The sequence below is a fragment of the Halorubrum salinum genome (assembly GCF_024494575.1).
GTDB classification, from domain to species: Archaea; Halobacteriota; Halobacteria; order Halobacteriales; family Haloferacaceae; genus Halorubrum; species Halorubrum salinum.
On the sequence record NZ_JANHDO010000001.1, the window covers coordinates 136,466 to 151,098 of the forward strand.

Annotated in this window: 13 protein-coding genes; 6 read left to right on the forward strand and 7 right to left on the reverse strand. The window is 69.0% G+C overall.

The window, feature by feature from the left end; translation table 11 throughout:
• The first annotated feature begins 92 nt into the window (after positions 1-92).
• Both NO930_RS00705 and NO930_RS00710 read left to right on the forward strand, forming a co-directional pair.
• Positions 93-656 carry a response regulator transcription factor gene (locus tag NO930_RS00705; protein ID WP_137783497.1) on the forward strand — a complete coding sequence of 188 codons (564 nt, stop codon included), beginning with the start codon at positions 93-95 and terminating at the stop codon, positions 654-656.
• A 143-nt stretch (positions 657-799) separates the two neighbouring features.
• Entirely contained in the window at positions 800-2,305 is a 1,506-nt protein-coding gene (locus tag NO930_RS00710; RefSeq protein WP_256402164.1) for a molybdopterin-dependent oxidoreductase, read from the forward strand.
• Positions 2,306-2,330: 25 nt separating this feature from the next.
• Here the strand turns inward: NO930_RS00710 and recJ are convergent, their stop codons facing one another.
• Positions 2,331-3,749, reverse strand: a complete 1,419-nt coding sequence (recJ, locus tag NO930_RS00715) for a RecJ family nuclease (RefSeq protein WP_256402165.1) — start codon at positions 3,747-3,749, stop codon at positions 2,331-2,333.
• Positions 3,750-3,928: 179 nt separating this feature from the next.
• Between recJ and NO930_RS00720 the strand changes: the two genes are divergently transcribed.
• Both NO930_RS00720 and metX read left to right on the forward strand, forming a co-directional pair.
• A complete protein-coding gene (locus NO930_RS00720) occupies positions 3,929-5,242 on the forward strand; it encodes an O-acetylhomoserine aminocarboxypropyltransferase/cysteine synthase family protein (protein WP_256402166.1) in 1,314 nt (437 codons plus the stop codon).
• 5 nt (positions 5,243-5,247) lie between these two features.
• Positions 5,248-6,543: a homoserine O-acetyltransferase MetX gene (gene metX, locus NO930_RS00725; RefSeq protein ID WP_256402167.1), complete on the forward strand. Its 1,296-nt coding sequence runs from the start codon at positions 5,248-5,250 to the stop codon at positions 6,541-6,543.
• Between the two features lie 90 nt (positions 6,544-6,633).
• Here metX and NO930_RS00730 read toward each other — a convergent pair whose 3' ends face one another.
• Complete coding sequence (locus NO930_RS00730; protein WP_137782878.1) at positions 6,634-7,122, reverse strand: DUF5807 family protein; 489 nt, start codon at positions 7,120-7,122, stop codon at positions 6,634-6,636.
• A 305-nt stretch (positions 7,123-7,427) separates the two neighbouring features.
• Here NO930_RS00730 and NO930_RS00735 point away from each other — a divergent pair, with 305 nt between their 5' ends.
• Complete coding sequence (locus tag NO930_RS00735) at positions 7,428-9,860, forward strand: DEAD/DEAH box helicase (protein ID WP_256402168.1); 2,433 nt, start codon at positions 7,428-7,430, stop codon at positions 9,858-9,860.
• A gap of 1 nt (position 9,861) precedes the next feature.
• Here NO930_RS00735 and NO930_RS00740 read toward each other — a convergent pair whose 3' ends face one another.
• The 4 genes from NO930_RS00740 to NO930_RS00755 all read right to left on the reverse strand — a co-directional run bounded on the left by NO930_RS00740 (position 9,862) and on the right by NO930_RS00755 (position 12,498).
• The gene (locus NO930_RS00740) at positions 9,862-10,689 is read right to left on the reverse strand and encodes an MBL fold metallo-hydrolase (protein ID WP_137782876.1); all 828 of its coding nucleotides are present in this window, start codon (positions 10,687-10,689) and stop codon (positions 9,862-9,864) included.
• Between the two features lie 103 nt (positions 10,690-10,792).
• The gene (locus NO930_RS00745; RefSeq protein ID WP_256402169.1) at positions 10,793-11,296 is read right to left on the reverse strand and encodes a Tfx family DNA-binding protein; all 504 of its coding nucleotides are present in this window, start codon (positions 11,294-11,296) and stop codon (positions 10,793-10,795) included.
• 252 nt (positions 11,297-11,548) lie between these two features.
• Positions 11,549-12,025 carry a TRAM domain-containing protein gene (locus NO930_RS00750; RefSeq protein WP_137782874.1) on the reverse strand — a complete coding sequence of 159 codons (477 nt, stop codon included), beginning with the start codon at positions 12,023-12,025 and terminating at the stop codon, positions 11,549-11,551.
• Positions 12,026-12,150: 125 nt separating this feature from the next.
• Positions 12,151-12,498, reverse strand: a complete 348-nt coding sequence (locus NO930_RS00755) for a hypothetical protein (RefSeq protein ID WP_137782873.1) — start codon at positions 12,496-12,498, stop codon at positions 12,151-12,153.
• A 95-nt stretch (positions 12,499-12,593) separates the two neighbouring features.
• On the opposite strand from NO930_RS00755, the gene NO930_RS00760 reads away from it, so the two are divergent.
• On the forward strand, positions 12,594-12,866 hold the full coding sequence (locus NO930_RS00760) for a glutaredoxin family protein (protein WP_256402170.1): 273 nt from the start codon (positions 12,594-12,596) through the stop codon (positions 12,864-12,866).
• A 7-nt stretch (positions 12,867-12,873) separates the two neighbouring features.
• On the opposite strand, the gene NO930_RS00765 is transcribed toward NO930_RS00760, so the two are convergent.
• On the reverse strand, positions 12,874-14,562 hold the full coding sequence (locus NO930_RS00765; RefSeq protein ID WP_256402171.1) for an HVO_2922 family protein: 1,689 nt from the start codon (positions 14,560-14,562) through the stop codon (positions 12,874-12,876).
• Positions 14,563-14,633: the final 71 nt, after the last annotated feature.

The following is a 14,633-nucleotide window of genomic DNA, read 5'->3' on the forward strand; positions in this document are numbered from 1 at the left end:
TGCGCAGACGGCGACAGCTTTATTTCTCGACACGCCGCCCGTTCGTGTATGTCCGGTGAAGCGTCTTCCGTCGACCTCGGTGGTGACCGGCGGTGAGCGATCCCTCGGTTCTCGTCGTCGAGGACGAGCCCGACATCGCCGCGCTGTACGCCGGCTTTCTCGAAGAGCGATACGACGTGGCCGTCGCCGAAACGGCCGCGGACGCGATCGACCGGATCGACGCCACGTTCGACGTCGTGCTGCTCGACCGCCGGCTTCCCGATGGGAGCGGTGACGACGTGCTCGAGCACATCCGCGACGCCGGCTACGACTGCCGGGTCGCGATGGTCACCGCGGTCGAGCCCGACTTCGACATCGTCGATATGGGGTTCGACCTGTACCTCACCAAGCCGGTCAGTCGCTCGAACCTGCTGGCGGCGATCGACACCCTCCTGACGCGGAGCGAGTACGACGACCTCATTCAGGAGGCCGCCGCGCTCGCCAGCAAGCGCGCAGTCCTCAACTCGCAGAAGCCCGCCGCGCAGCGAGAGGGGAACGAGGCGTACACCGAACTGGTCGAACGGCTCGACGCCCTCGATACCGACATCGACGACCTCAGCGAGTCGCTCTCGTCCGACGATTACCGGGCGATGTTCCGCGACATCGGCGAAGCCTGACTGACTGACCGAGCGATCGCCGCACTACGTGCGTCCCCTGTTCTCGCCGCCAGCCGCAACCGCCTCGATCCGCCGCGGTCGTCGACGGCTGCGTCCGAGCCGCCGAAAGCGCCATTCAAGTGACTGCGCCACTACCACGTTACATGGGTATCGGTACCACGAGACGCGATCTCTCCCTCGCGGTCGCGGCCGGCGCGGCCGCGGTCGCCGGCTCGTACCTCGCCGCCGGCTGGTCGCGCTCGTTCGTCGTCGCTCCGCTCGACCAAGCGATCGTCAACCGAACGCCCGGACCCGTCGTGACGGTCGCCATCGAGACGCTCGGCGATTCAGGGCACCTGTTACACGTCGCGCTGGCGCTCGCCGTCGCGACCGGCCTGTTCGGTGCGCTGTCGCTGATCGGGCAGCGGATCGCGGTGCGAACCGACCGACCATGGACCGGCGTCGCGGCGGCCGGCGGCGGGTCGTGGCTGCTCGCCGTCGGAATGACGGGGGCGCCCGTTCCGGCACTCGGGGCTGCGTTTCCCGTGGCGGTGATAACCGCGCTCGGAAACGGCGTGTCGGCGAGTGACGGTACACAGCCCGTCGACGCGGCGCGCCGACGGGTGCTCCGCACGGTCTCGGGGTCGCTCGCGTTCGTCGTCGCGGCGGTCATCGGACGCGAGGCGTTCGAGGCCGGCCCCGGGCCGGGAGACGCCTCTGACCCGCTCCCCGACGCCCCGCGATCAGAGGGCGTCGAGACCCGTATCCGAGACGTCGAATCGGCCTCGCTCACGCTCGAAAGCGACGACCTCCTCGGGATGGTGAGTCCGATAGGCGAGTTCTACAACGTCGACATCGCGCAACTCGATCCGGAGGTCACCGCGGCCGAGTGGTCGCTGACGTTCACCGGTGAGACCGGCTCCGAGCGGACGGTCACGTTCGACGACTTGATCGACCGCCCCGTCGAACACCGAGCGATATCCCTTCGATGCGTCGGCGAACGGCTGAACGGGCGAAAGCTCGACACCGCCGTCTGGACCGGCACCCCGATCCGGCCGCTCCTCGAGTCGGTCGACCCCGGGGGCGACTGCGACTGTGCGATGGTGCGCGGCGAGGACGGCTACTACGTCCAGTTCCCGGTCGACGTGCTCGCCGAGGGGTTCCTCGCGTGGGGGATGAACGGGAAGGCACTCCCGACCGGGCACGGCCACCCGGTCCGCGTCCTGATTCCGGGTCACTGGGGCGAGACGAACGTGAAGTGGCTCTCGGAGATCGACCTGCTGAACGTCGAGGAAGACGGATACTGGGAGGAGCGCGGCTGGGAGGGGACGGGCGAGGTGAAGACGGTCGCCAAGCTCTGGGACGAGGGGATCACGGAGCGACCCGACGGGCGGATCGAACTCGCCGGTCACGCCTACGCCGGGACGCGCGGGATCGAGCGGGTCGAAGTCTCGACGGACGGCGGCGGGTCGTGGACCGACGCGACCCTCTCCGATCCCCTCCCCGACGGAGACGTCTGGCGACAGTGGCGGCACGTCTTCGACCCGGACGGCACGCACGAGGTGGTCGTCCGCGCGGTCGACGGCGAGGGGACTCGGCAGACTCTAGAGTCGTCGGACCCGTCGCCGTCCGGGGCGTCGGGTTGGGTCCGTCGGACCGTCGGCGAGTGACGCTCACGCCGCCGGACGAAGTCGCTCAGAGCTGTTCTCCCACCAGCCTGTCGGCCTCCGCGAGGAAGGCGTCCCGCTCGTCGATCGGGATCGTCGCGCCCGCGGCGACGTCGTGGCCGCCGCCGTCGCCGCCGACGGCGCGGCTGGCCTCTCGCATCACGGCAGAGAGGTCGAGTCCCCGCCGTACGAGCGCGTGCGACCCGCGCGAGGAGACCTTCAGTTCATCGGCGCTCTCCTCCGCGAACGCGATCACGGGCTTCGAGCGGTCGACCGCCGGCGACCCGATCGCCATCCCGGCGATGATGCCGACGATCGTCTCTCGGATCCGCGAGCCGGCGTCGAACCACTGGAGGTTCTCCTCGTGGGTGACGCCCTCCGTTTTCACCCACTGGAGCCCCTCCGAGAGGTTCCGGCGGTGGGTTCGGAGCAGCCGCCGCGCCTCCGCGAGCGCGTCGACCCGGTCGCCGAGACACACCGCGAGCCCGACGTCCGCTCGATCGTACCGCGCGGTGGCGTTGAGAAGCGTGGAGAACTCGCTCACGTCTCGCAGTTCGGTTCCGGCCTCCTCGTCGACGAGGGTGTAGGAGGTGCCGACGAGCGACTCGATCCGGTCGGCGGGAACGCCGGAGGCGACCGCGCGGCGCATCAGTCCGGAGGCGAGCGTCTGTCGCTCCGCGGCGTCCAGGTCGACCCAGCGCCGCCACTCGCCGTCGCGTTTCGCGTCGATATCGAGGTCGGCGAGGAAGGATATCGCGCCGGCCTCGTCGTTCGAGACACCGGGTATCGTCACGTCGGAGGCGTACTCCAAGAGCTTCGGGAGCGGGCGGGTCTGTCGCCCGTACAGGTCGAGATCCGTCCGCGTCTCGATCACTCCGGCGTCGACCCCGTCGCGGACGATGGCCGCGTTGGCACCGACGAGCTCGCCGTCGGAGTCCTGCATGTCGCCGACCGCGCCGACGACGGCCAGCGCGGCGAGGTCGCGATTGTCGCCGTCGGACCCTTCGAGCGCCCGCGCGAGGACGTAGCTCGCGCCGGCTCCGGACAGCTCGCTCGCGCCGTTGATCCCTTCGAGGAGCGGGTTCAGGTGGAGCTCCGTGTCGGCGTCGGCCGGCTGGTGATGGTCGGCGATTACGGGCGTGAACTCGCCCGCGGCCTCGTGCTCGGCGATGGCGTCGAGCTGTCCGGAGCCGAAGTCGGTGAAAAGCACCGTCTCGTAGCCCGTTGCAGCGATGCCCTCGATGGCCGCGTCGTCGAGCTGTTTCTCGAAGACGACCTCGTGGTCGATGCCGGCGCGCGCGAGTGCGGTCGACGCGACCGCGGCGCTCGTGAGCCCGTCGGCGTCGATGTGCGACGCGAGGAGGACCCGATCCGCCGCGCGCAGCCGCTCGGCGCACGCGGTCGCGCGATCGGCCAGATCCGGAACGGGAGAGTCGGCGACTGCCATTACCGTCCGATGGCGCTCGATGGGGGATAAACTCACGCCTCGGGCTGTCGGGTCCGATAGCCGGTCGTCTCGTCGCAGACGCGCCAAATCGAACCGGCCGCGGCTCGGGCTCCACCGGCAGAGGCAACAGTTGCCGTAACTGGCAGTTATAGATGTGTCTAGATATATGCACTACACACATGACACGTGGGTTCAACACCCGGAGTCTCCACGCCGGTGCCGAGGTCGATCCGGCGACCGGGTCGCGCGCGACCCCGATCCACCAGACGACCTCGTTCGTCTTCGACGACGCTGACGCGGCGGCGGACCTGTACGCCCTCCGAGCGGAGGGCAACGTCTACTCGCGGATCGCGAACCCGACCGTGCGCGTCCTCGAAGACCGTCTCGCTGACCTGTCCGGCGGCACCGATGCCGTCGCCACCGGTTCCGGGATGGCGGCGTTCGACGCGATCACGACCGTGCTCGCGAGCGCGGGCGACAACGTCGTCGCCAGCTCGGAGATGTACGGCGGCACCGCGTCGTACCTGTCGACCATCGCGAATCGCCGGGGGATCGAGACCCGGCTCGTCGACACCCTCGACGTCGACGCCTACGAGGAGATGATAGACGACGACACCGCGTTCGTTCACGTGGAGACGGTGGCGAACCCCTCGCTCGTCGTTCCCGATTTCGAGGCGATAGCCGCCATCGCCCACGAGCACGCGGTGCCGCTCGTGGTCGACAACACGTTCGCCACCCCGTACCTCTGTCGGCCGTTCGAACACGGCGCGGACGTCGTCTGGGAGTCGACGACGAAGTGGATCACGGGCAACGGCACGACCGTCGGCGGCGTCGTCGTCGACGGCGGCCAGTTCCCGTGGGACCACCCGGACGCCGACTACGACGAACTCGACGGGCAGTCGCCGTCGTTCCCGATCGATTTCGTCGAGCGGTTCGGCGATTCCGCCTTCGCAAACGTCGTCCGCCAGCGCGGCGTGCGGACCACCGGCGGCCAGCAGTCTCCCTTCGACGCGTGGCAGACGCTTCAGGGGCTCAACACGCTCCCGCTCCGGATGGAGCGCCACTGCGAGAACGCCCGCGCTGTCGCGGAGTTCCTCCGCGACGACGACCGGGTGGAGTGGGTGACGTACCCCGGATTCGACGACCACGACAGCCGCGAGAACGCCGAACGGTATCTCGACGGCGACGGGGGGATGGTCACGTTCGGCGTCGACGGCGGCTACGAGGCCGCGAAGACGCTGTGTGAGTCCGTGGACCTGACCAGTTTCCTCGCGAACATCGGCGACGCGAAGACGCTCGTCATCCACCCCGCCTCGACGACGCACGCGCAGTTGGACGAGACCCAACAGCGACTGGCCGGCGTCTTCCCCAACATGCTTCGCCTCTCCGTCGGTATCGAGGACGCAAACGACGTGATAGCCGACCTCGACCGCGGGCTGGCCGCGGGTGAGCGCGCGGCGGACGAGGCGGGAGCCGACGGGTCGGAGGTGTGACTCGCGTGAGCGCCATTCCAACCGACCACGGCGTCGCCGAACTCGGCGAGTTCACCTTCGAGTGCGGGCAGTCGGTCCCGGAGCTGGAGGTGGCCTACGAGACGCACGGCGAGTTCGAGGGCGACAACGTCGTGCTGATCTGTCACGCGCTCACCGGCAGCCAGAACGTCGCGCGCTCGCCCGCGGCCAGCCGGGATGAGAGCGCCCGCGGAGCCGGGCAGGCCGGGCAGGCCCGCGCGTGGTGGGACGACATCGTCGGCCCCGGGAAGGCGATCGACACGACCGAGTACTACGTCGTCTGCGCCAACGTCCCCGGTTCCTGTTACGGGACGACCGGACCGACGAGCGAGCGACCGCCCGACCTCGATCTCCCCGACGAGCCGGACCACGACCGGTGGGGGACCGCGTTCCCGCCGGTGCAGGTCGAAGACTGGGCGCGCGCGCAGCGCCGCCTCCTCGATCACCTCGGCGTGGGTCGGCTGCGAGCCGTCGTCGGCGGTAGCGTCGGCGGCATGAACGTCTTGGAGTGGGCGAAGCGGTACCCGGACGACGTCGACCGGATCGTCGCGATCGCGACCGCCGGCCGTCTCGACGCGCAGTGTCTCGCGCTCGACGCCGTCGCTCGCCGCGCGATCCGCGCGGACGCGCACTGGAACGAGGGGAACTACTACGGTGACGACCGGCCCTCGCCGGACGAGGGGCTCGCCTTGGCCCGACAGATCGGCCACATCATGTACCTCTCGAAGGCCTCCATGGAGCGGAAGTTCGGCCGTCGCTCTGCGGGTCGCGACTCGCTGACCCGCGAGGAGGGCGACCTCGGGCTCCCGCCGGAGCCGACGGCGGCGTTCTTCCCGTATCGGGAGGTCGAGTCGTACCTCGACTACCAGGCCGAGGGGTTCAGCGAGCGGTTCGACGCGAACAGCTACCTCTACCTCACGCGCGCCATGGACGAGTACGACCTCTCCGCGGGCCACGGCACCGACGCGGACGCGATCGCCGCCTTCGAGGGCGAGGCGCTCTTGGTGAGCTTCACCGCCGACTGGCACTTCACGGTCGAGCAGTCCGCGTCGCTCGCGGACGCCTTCCGCGAGCGCGACGTGCCCGTGGCTCACCACGTGATCGACTCCGATCACGGTCACGACGCGTTCCTCGTCGAACCCGAACACGTCGGGCCCCCGCTCCGCGACTTCCTCGTCGACGGCGTCGCGGGCCGTGCCGTCTCCGACGACGGCGGCGACGACGAGGACCCGCGTCCCGAGTCGGACCACGCGCCCGTCCACGCGAGCCTGTTCAGGGGATGACCGACGGTGCGGGCGGCACGCGACCTGACCCGTGGTCGGAGCGGTCTGTGCCCGCCTCGGCTCACCCGGCGCGGTCTGTGCCCGCCTCGGCTACTCGTCCCGCTCGCCGACCACCCACTTGTGCGAGTAGCTCTCGCCACAGGTACAGTGGGCGTACGCGTGGACCACGTCGCCGTCGGCGTAGAGCCCGCCGACCTCATCGTTTTGCGCCTCGGCGAACGCGAAGACGAACTGGACCGCGTGGTCGGTCTCGGAGTCGGCGTCGGGGTCGTCGTCGCCGGAGCCGGCGTCGCCGTCGACGCGCTCACCGTCACCGAACGGGCAGACGCCGCCGTCGAGCGAGCGCGCGATCTCGCCGTCCGCGCCCATCGCGGTCTTCGCGAACTCCATCGCCCCCATACCCGTGCCGGCCTCGAACGCCGACCGTCCCGTCTCGCCGTCGAGGATCAGCCGGACCCCGTCGTCGGTCTCGGTACCGACCGACCGAAGCCGAGAGTCGTCGTCGAGATACGCGTCGCTCACGAAGAACACTACGTCGTCGAGCCGCTCGCCGGCGAGGAACTCGTCGAGGTTGCTCATGCCGGCCGGACGCGCGTGAGCGGTAAAAGGCGTGCGAGTCGCGCGCTCGTCTCACGGGCGATCCGAGCCCGCCACGCCGGACGTACCGATGCCGACGCGGCTGGAATCGGGGTAACTGTTAATACGTACCACTGAGATCCGTCGCCTGATGAGCGCGCAAACCCCATCCGGAGATCGACTCGTCGAGTGGGCACAGCTGGTCGACGAGACGGTTCCGGAGGAGGTCCGAGAGGACCGTCCCGCCGAGCGATAACTTTCACCCCGCTTCGCGAAGGCTTTAGGCCGGAGGCGGCGTAGGCCCGCCGATGGCGACCGAGGCCGCCGGAATCGACCGATCGCTGCTCGTCGACGACTTCCTCCAGCACCGCCGCTACCAGGTCCAACTGGCCGACGCGGCCGCCGCCGACCACACTCTCGTCTGTCTCCCGACCGGCCTCGGCAAGACCACGGTCAGCTTACTCGTCACCGCAGAGCGCCTCCACGAGGCGGGCGGGAAGGCCCTCTTTTTGGCCCCGACCAAGCCGCTCGTCCAACAGCACGCGGAGTTCTACCGCGAGGCGCTCTCGATTCCGGACGACGAGATCGTCGTGTTCACCGGCGACGTGAAACCCGACGACCGCGCCGCGGTGTGGGAAGACGCACGCATCGTGATCGCGACCCCGCAGGTCGTCGAGAACGACCTGGTCGGCAACCGGGTCTCGCTTTCCGACGTGACCCACCTGACGTTCGACGAGTGTCACCGCGCGACCGGCGACTACGCGTACGTGTACATCGCCGAGCGCTACCACGCCGACGCCGCGGACCCGCTCGTCACCGGGATGTCGGCGTCGCCGGGCGGCGACACGGAAGAGATCGAAACGGTGTGTGAGAACCTCGGGCTCCGTAACGTGGAGGTGATGACCGAGGACGACGCCGACGTCGGCGAGTACACCCACGACACCGACGTCAGTTGGGAGCAGGTCACCCTCCCCGACGAGGTGCTCGCGATCCGCGACGCCCTCAACGAGGTGATCACGGACCGGCTGGAGAAGCTCAAGCAGCTGGGCGTGACGAATACGACGAACCCCGACCTCTCCCAGCGCGACCTCAACGAGATGCGGGGGAAGCTCAAGAAGATGATGGACAACGACCAGTCGGACGGCTACAAGGGGATGAGCACCCACGCGGAGGTGATGAAGCTCCGCCGGGCCGTCGAACTCGTCGAGACGCAGTCCGTGGAGTCCGTCCGGCGCTACTTCGAGCGACAGCGCGAGGCGGCCCGCTCGTCGGGCGCGTCGAAGGCGAGCCAGCGGATGGTCGCGGACCCCAAGGTGCGAGACGCGATGCGGAAGGCCGAGTCGTTCGACGGCCTCCACCCGAAGTTCTCGAAGGCCCGCATCCTGCTCGCGGAGACGCTCGGCATCAACGAGGGCGAACGCGCGATCTTGTTCACCGAGTCCAGAGACACCGCCGAGGCGCTGGTCGAGTTCCTCTCCGCCAGCTTCGACGTCCGGAAGTTCGTCGGTCAAGGCGACAAGGAGGGCTCCGACGGGATGAGCCAGAAACAGCAGCAGGAGACCTTAGACGAGTTCAAAGACGGCGCGTTCGAGGTGCTCGTCTCCACGAGCGTCGCCGAGGAGGGGCTCGACGTCCCCGAGGTCGACCTCGTGTGTTTCTACGAGCCGGTTCCCACGGCCATCCGGTCGATTCAGCGGAAGGGACGGACCGGCCGGCAGGCGGAGGGGAAAGTCGTCGTTCTGATGGCGGAAGACACCCGCGACGAGGCGTTCTTCTGGATCTCGCGGCGGCGTGAAAAGAAGATGGAAAGCCAGCTCGCAGACCTGAAGGAGGCCACCGACGACATCGAGGAGTCCGTCGGCGACGACGGGCAGGCAGGACTCGACGCGTTCGCCGAGGAGTCCGAGACCGACAGCGACGGGGAGACGACCGCGCCCGACAGCGACGGGGGGCCCGACAGCGACGGAGACAGCGTCGACGGCGAGGGCGACGCCGGACTCACCGACTTCGCCGCGGAGGTGCGCGACGGGGGTGACGACGGCGACGACGGAAGCGAGGCCGACGGCGTCGTCGCGACCGCCGGCGTCGACGAAGGCGTCGAGGTCGTCGTCGACCAGCGCGAGCTCGACTCCTCGATCGCGAAGGACCTCTCGACGCGGGACGGTCTCGTCACCCGGCTGGAGACGCTCGCGGTCGGCGACTACGTGCTCTCGGACCGCGTCGCCGTCGAGCGGAAGTCCGCCGCCGACTTCGTCGACTCGATGCTCGACGCCGACCGCTCGTTGTTCGAGCAGATAGGTGAGCTCTCACGGGCGTACGCTCGGCCCGTAATGATCGTCGAGGGGGCGAACCTCTACGGGCAGCGCGACATCGACCCCAACGCGATCCGCGGCGCGCTCGCGTCGCTCGCGGTCGACTTCGACGTGAGCGTTCTGCGGACCGAAGGCGAGACGGACACCGCCGAACTGCTCGCGACGATCGCCTGCCGCGAGCAGGAGACGCGCGACCGCGAGATAAGCGTCCACGGCGAGAAGACGACGAAGACCCGCGCGGAACAACAGGAGTACGTCGTCTCCGCCATCGCCGACATCGGCCCCGTCACCGCTCGCTCGCTCTTGGAACACTTCGGCACCGTCGAGGCGGTGATGACGGCGCGCGAGGAGGACCTGCTCGCGGTCGACGGCGTCGGACAGGTGACCGCGGAGCGCATCCGCGAGGTCGTCGGGAGCGAGTACGAGTGACCTACAGTTCGTACACCTCGCCGTCGACCGCGAGCGGCTCCGCGAACGCCTCGTCGACGGGATAGTAGTGTGCGAGGTGGACCAGTCGCGTCCGCGCCGCGTCCAGTTCGTCGGCGAGCGCCAGCGCCCCCTCGCGGGTCATGTGCTTCGTCCCGAACGTGCGCGGGACGCCGTCTGCGTCCTCGTGGCGGCCGCCGATCGGGTGGTGGTGACAGAGCGACGCGGGGACGATGGCGTCGGCCAGGAGGAGGTCGGCCCCGGCGAGCGCCTCGCGCGAGCGCTCGGGTATGTCGTAGCTGGTATCGCCCGTCAGCGAGAGCTTTGCACCGGTTTCCGGATCCTCGATGATGACACCGAAACACAGGAGCGGCGGGTGATCGACGGGCACCAGCCGGACCTCGAACCCGCACGTCTCGAACGGGGCGAACGGCTCGCGGGCGTGGACGCCGATCCGGTCTTCGAGGTAGTCGTACTTCCGGCGGATCGTCTCCGCGACGCTCTCGTCGGTCGCCGGGTCGGTCTCCGCGGGCGCGTGGACCGGGAGCCCGTCGACGAGCCGGTAGACGTTGCCGAGCCCGTCGAGGTGGTCGAAGTGGATGTGGGTCACGAGTCCGGCGTCCGGAAGCGGGACGTCGGCGTCGAGGAACTGGCTCCGGAAGTCGGGACTGAAATCGACGAGCAGGGCCTCGCCGGTGCGGTCGTTCTCGACGTGCACGGAGAACCGCGAGCGCGACACCCCTCGTTCGCGCGCCGCCTCGCAGGTGTCACAGTCGCAGCCCACCGTCGGCGTCCCGGTCGTGTCACCGGTTCCGAGGAGCGTGACGCGCATGGACAGCCGTCCTCGGGCCACGGACTTAGCGTCCGCGGTCGGGGATTCGTGAGATGGACCGGGTCGGTCGCTCGTCGCCGTCTCGCCGCGCCCGCGGGCTCGGCTACGGCTGTCGCACTCGGATCCGTCCGTCGGCGTCGACGGTGACGAAGAGCCGGGAGCGGACCTCCCGGCCGTGGACCGCGTCGCCGGCGCGGTCCCCTATCGCCTTCATCAGCTCCGGCGCGGTCTGGTTCACCTTCACGCCCGCCTCGTCGCAGGCGTCGTACACCCGCTTCGGCGCGTCGTAGAGGTCCGTTCCCGCGCCGATCTCCACTCTGACCGGCGCGGAGAGCGCCTCCGCAAACGCGACCGTCTCGCGGGCGCGCTCCACGTTGTCGCGGGCGCTGGCCTCGACGCTGGAGACGTTCGCCCGCGACGTGCCGAGTCGGTCCGCGATGTCCGACTGCCGGAGCCCTCGTTCCCGCAGCGCGAGCACCTCGGCTTGCCGGTCCGTGAGGACGCTCTCGTCGGCGTCGAATCCCGCTCGTTCGAGCAGATCCGCGGCGTTGACGTCGTCACGGTCGGCGTCCGGATCGGAGTCGGCCGAGCCGTCGTCTGCGACCATGCCGACACAGACGAGACGAGCGTTCAAAAAACGGCGGTTTCGGGGCGAATGGACTCCGGTGCCCAGTGCGCTCCGACGCGTCCGCGTTCGGTACGTGTCTCCGCGTGGTGCGTGCTCTCCGTATCGTTGGATCATCCGATCGGCGACGAGAGGGTCACGCGGACGGAGAGCGTGTGTCACGCGACCGGAGGGTGTGTCACGCGACCGGCGGCGTTCGGACTGTCCGTGGGGTGGGGCCGCCCCGGGAGCCGGTCACTTGCCCCAGAAGTTCTCTCGGCTGCCGAGCCGTTCGCGGTCCGGGCGGTCGCGGCGGCGGTCGCCCTCGTCGTCTTCGGCGTCTGCGTCCGCGTCCGTCTCGGCCGCGTCCGCGTCGCCGTCCTCCTCGTCGGGATCGTCGGGGAGGCGCTCGACGACCTCCTTCGCGGTCGCGTGGCTCGATTTCACGCGGTGGATCCGCACCTCGGCGCGCGCCGGGGGGAGGAGCCCGTCGACGAGCACGATGAAGCCGTCGTCTGTGCGGCCGACGCCCGACCCGCTCTCGTGGATGTCGTCGACCTCGACGACGACCTCCTCGCCGGGCTGCACCGGCTGCTGTTTCAGCTCGTAGATCGGCATGTCGTAGTGGCTACACCACTCCGCGCCGCCCTTGTTGCCGTAGTGTTGACACCCCATCCCCTGGATCTGTTCGTCGAATCTGGGGCAGTCGTCGGCGAGTGGACAGTCCGCCATACCGTACAGGAGTTCGGCCGCCGTTGTAAACGTTTTCGACTCTCAGACCGAAATTCGACGGAATCAGGCGTCTCACGCGGCCGAGCGGTCGCTGATCGGGAACGGCGGCGTTACGACCGCGACGGTCACAGGAACTCGCGGACCTCCGAGTACCACATGTCGTGGTGGTCGACGGCACCGATCGCGTCCGCCACGTCGACCGCGATCGCGTGCCAGCACCGTTCGTCGGGGTCTGCCGGATCGAGGTTGTACGTCGCGTCCGCACAGGTGCACTCGCCGTCTTCGACCACGTACTCGTCCTCGTGGCCGACGACGACGGTGAAGTCTCTGTAGCGTTTCACTCGCCCCTCGCCGACCGCCTCGATCGCCCGCTTCCCGCGGTCGCCGTGGTCGTCGACGACGGCGGCGGCGATCGGACCGGTCAGCTCCCCGGTCTCGGCGAGCGCCTCGCGCCAGTCGTCGACCGGCTCCATGCCGCCCCGTTCTCACGCAGTCCGTTAAACACCGTCGGTCAGTCCGACGATCCCGATCACAACCGATTCACCGCTGCCGCTCGAAGCGCTCGACGATGAGTGAGACGGACCCCTCGGAGCCGGTTCCCGTCACGGTGTACACCCGTGAAGACTGTTCGCTCTGTGTCGCCGCCCGAGAGGCGATAGAGGACGTGGCCGCAGACCTCGACGTGGCGATCGACCTACGGATGGTCGACGTCGACGAGGACCCGGAACTCGCGGACGAGTACGGCGAACGCGTCCCGTACGTGCTCGTCGACGGCCATCCGGCCTTCAAATACGAGGTCGACGAGCGCGAACTGCGGTTGAAACTGTTGGCGTCGTCGTGACCGCCCGCTATTCGACCGTCTCCGTGTCGGCACCGGGCGCGTTCTTTTTCACGCTCGTGACGCCGTCGACCGCGTTCGAGCGCGAGGCGTATCCCTCACCGGAGTCCGCGATGACGTTGCCGTTGCGGTGGCGGAGCCGCCAGCGCCACTCGTCGGCGGCGTCAGCGTAGATCTCGAAGGCGGCGTTTCCGACTTCGAGAGCGTCTGCGTCGGGTGCGTAGCTCCGAATGCGCTCGATCGCGTCCTCCGCGCCCGCCTTCGAGGCGTATCCCTCGCCGGAGTCGGCGATGATGTTGCCGTTGCGGTGTCGGAGTCGAAAGCGGTACTCGTCGGCGGCGTCAGCGTACAGTTCGAACGTCGCGGCCGCGCTGCCGTCGCTATCGCCGTCCGCCTCGGCCTCCGATTCGAGATCGTCTATGCCCGCCGCCGCGGCGTTCTTCCGCACGCTGTCGAGCCCCTGCCGGGCCTTCTGACGCGAGGCATACCCCTCACCGGAGTCGGCGAGCACGTTCCCGTTCTCGTGGATGAGCCGCCAGCGCCACTCGCCCGCGGCGTCCGTGAACACCTCGAACGCGGCGGGAGCGATCCGGAGATAGTCCGCGGCAGCGACGTGGTCACCGATCCGATCGAGCGCCCGCTTCGCGTTGGACTTCGAGGCGTACCCCTCGCCGGAGTCCGCGATGACGTTGCCGTTGTCGTGGCGGAGCCGAAAGCGCCACTCGCCCGCGACGTCTTCGAACAGTTCGAACGTGGCCGCGGTCGTGATCGCCTCGTCTTCGCTCGGCACGGCGATGTCCGGATCGGCGGCGTCGTCTGGTTCCGGCCCGTCGTCTTCGGCGAGCGATTCGGCCTCCTCGACTGCCGTCTCGATCCGTAACACCCCGGCACCGCGAGCGTTCCGCCTGACGCTGTGAAGCCCTTTATGCGCTTTCCCGCGGCTGCTGTATCCCTGTCCTGACGTGGCGATGACGTTTCCGTTGCGGTGGCGGAGCCGCCAGCGCGGCCTGCCACCTGCGTCGTCGAACATCTCGAATCGGGCCTTGCTCTCGCGCAGGGCTGCCGTTTCGGCCCGCGCGGACGCGACTTCGGCGTCGAGATTCGTGACCCGCTCCTCGGCTGCGGCCCGTTGGTCTCGGGCTGCGTTCAGTTCGTCCCGCGTCGTCGCCAGATCCTCACGAGTCGACGCCAGCTCTGCGGCAGTCTCGTCGCGCTCCGTCACGGTGGCGGTCGTTTCGGCCTGCATGCGCTCGTAATCCTCGTACACCGGATCGGATAGCAGCGGCACGACCGTCCCGGCGAGCCCGATCAGGAGCAGTCCGATCCCGTACAGAGCGATCACCGTCGGATCTCCGGAGGCGGTGAACCAGCCGTCGGGAAAGATGTTCACGAACCACACCACACCGGCGACGCTCACGGCCGTACCGAGGTACCCGAGGTACGTTCCGGTCCGCCGGAGCGGGAAGCGAATGACCGCACCGAGCATGATGAACGGCGGTGCAAGCGCCGCGAACGCGTACCCGATACCCCGCGTCGTCGTCTCTGAGTCGGTGAACAGAAACAGTACGACACCGGCGAGGCCGAGAACCACGCCGAACCCGAACAGCCAGTACCCGTTCACCTCGTCCGCGGTCCTCGGCGTTCCGATGCGTCGCTCGTACACTCCGCCCCCGGAACTCGCTTGGCTGTCGTCTACCATGGTGGTGAATCGACGGCCAGTTGGTTATATGTATGGGTGCGTGACAGGTAATATCCACGACGCGATTAGAT

Bases quoted from the DNA above. Each gene is read 5' to 3' on its own strand.
- NO930_RS00710 (WP_256402164.1), top strand. From the start codon at position 800: ATGGGTATCGGTACCACGAGACGCGATCTCTCCCTCGCGGTCGCGGCC.
- recJ (WP_256402165.1), bottom strand. From the start codon at position 3,749: ATGGCAGTCGCCGACTCTCCCGTTCCGGATCTGGCCGATCGCGCGACC.
- NO930_RS00720 (WP_256402166.1), top strand. From the start codon at position 3,929: ATGACACGTGGGTTCAACACCCGGAGTCTCCACGCCGGTGCCGAGGTC.
- NO930_RS00730 (WP_137782878.1), bottom strand. From the start codon at position 7,122: ATGAGCAACCTCGACGAGTTCCTCGCCGGCGAGCGGCTCGACGACGTA.
- NO930_RS00735 (WP_256402168.1), top strand. From the start codon at position 7,428: ATGGCGACCGAGGCCGCCGGAATCGACCGATCGCTGCTCGTCGACGAC.
- NO930_RS00740 (WP_137782876.1), bottom strand. From the start codon at position 10,689: ATGCGCGTCACGCTCCTCGGAACCGGTGACACGACCGGGACGCCGACG.
- NO930_RS00745 (WP_256402169.1), bottom strand. From the start codon at position 11,296: ATGGTCGCAGACGACGGCTCGGCCGACTCCGATCCGGACGCCGACCGT.
- NO930_RS00750 (WP_137782874.1), bottom strand. From the start codon at position 12,025: ATGGCGGACTGTCCACTCGCCGACGACTGCCCCAGATTCGACGAACAG.
- NO930_RS00755 (WP_137782873.1), bottom strand. From the start codon at position 12,498: ATGGAGCCGGTCGACGACTGGCGCGAGGCGCTCGCCGAGACCGGGGAG.
- NO930_RS00760 (WP_256402170.1), top strand. From the start codon at position 12,594: ATGAGTGAGACGGACCCCTCGGAGCCGGTTCCCGTCACGGTGTACACC.
- NO930_RS00765 (WP_256402171.1), bottom strand. From the start codon at position 14,562: ATGGTAGACGACAGCCAAGCGAGTTCCGGGGGCGGAGTGTACGAGCGA.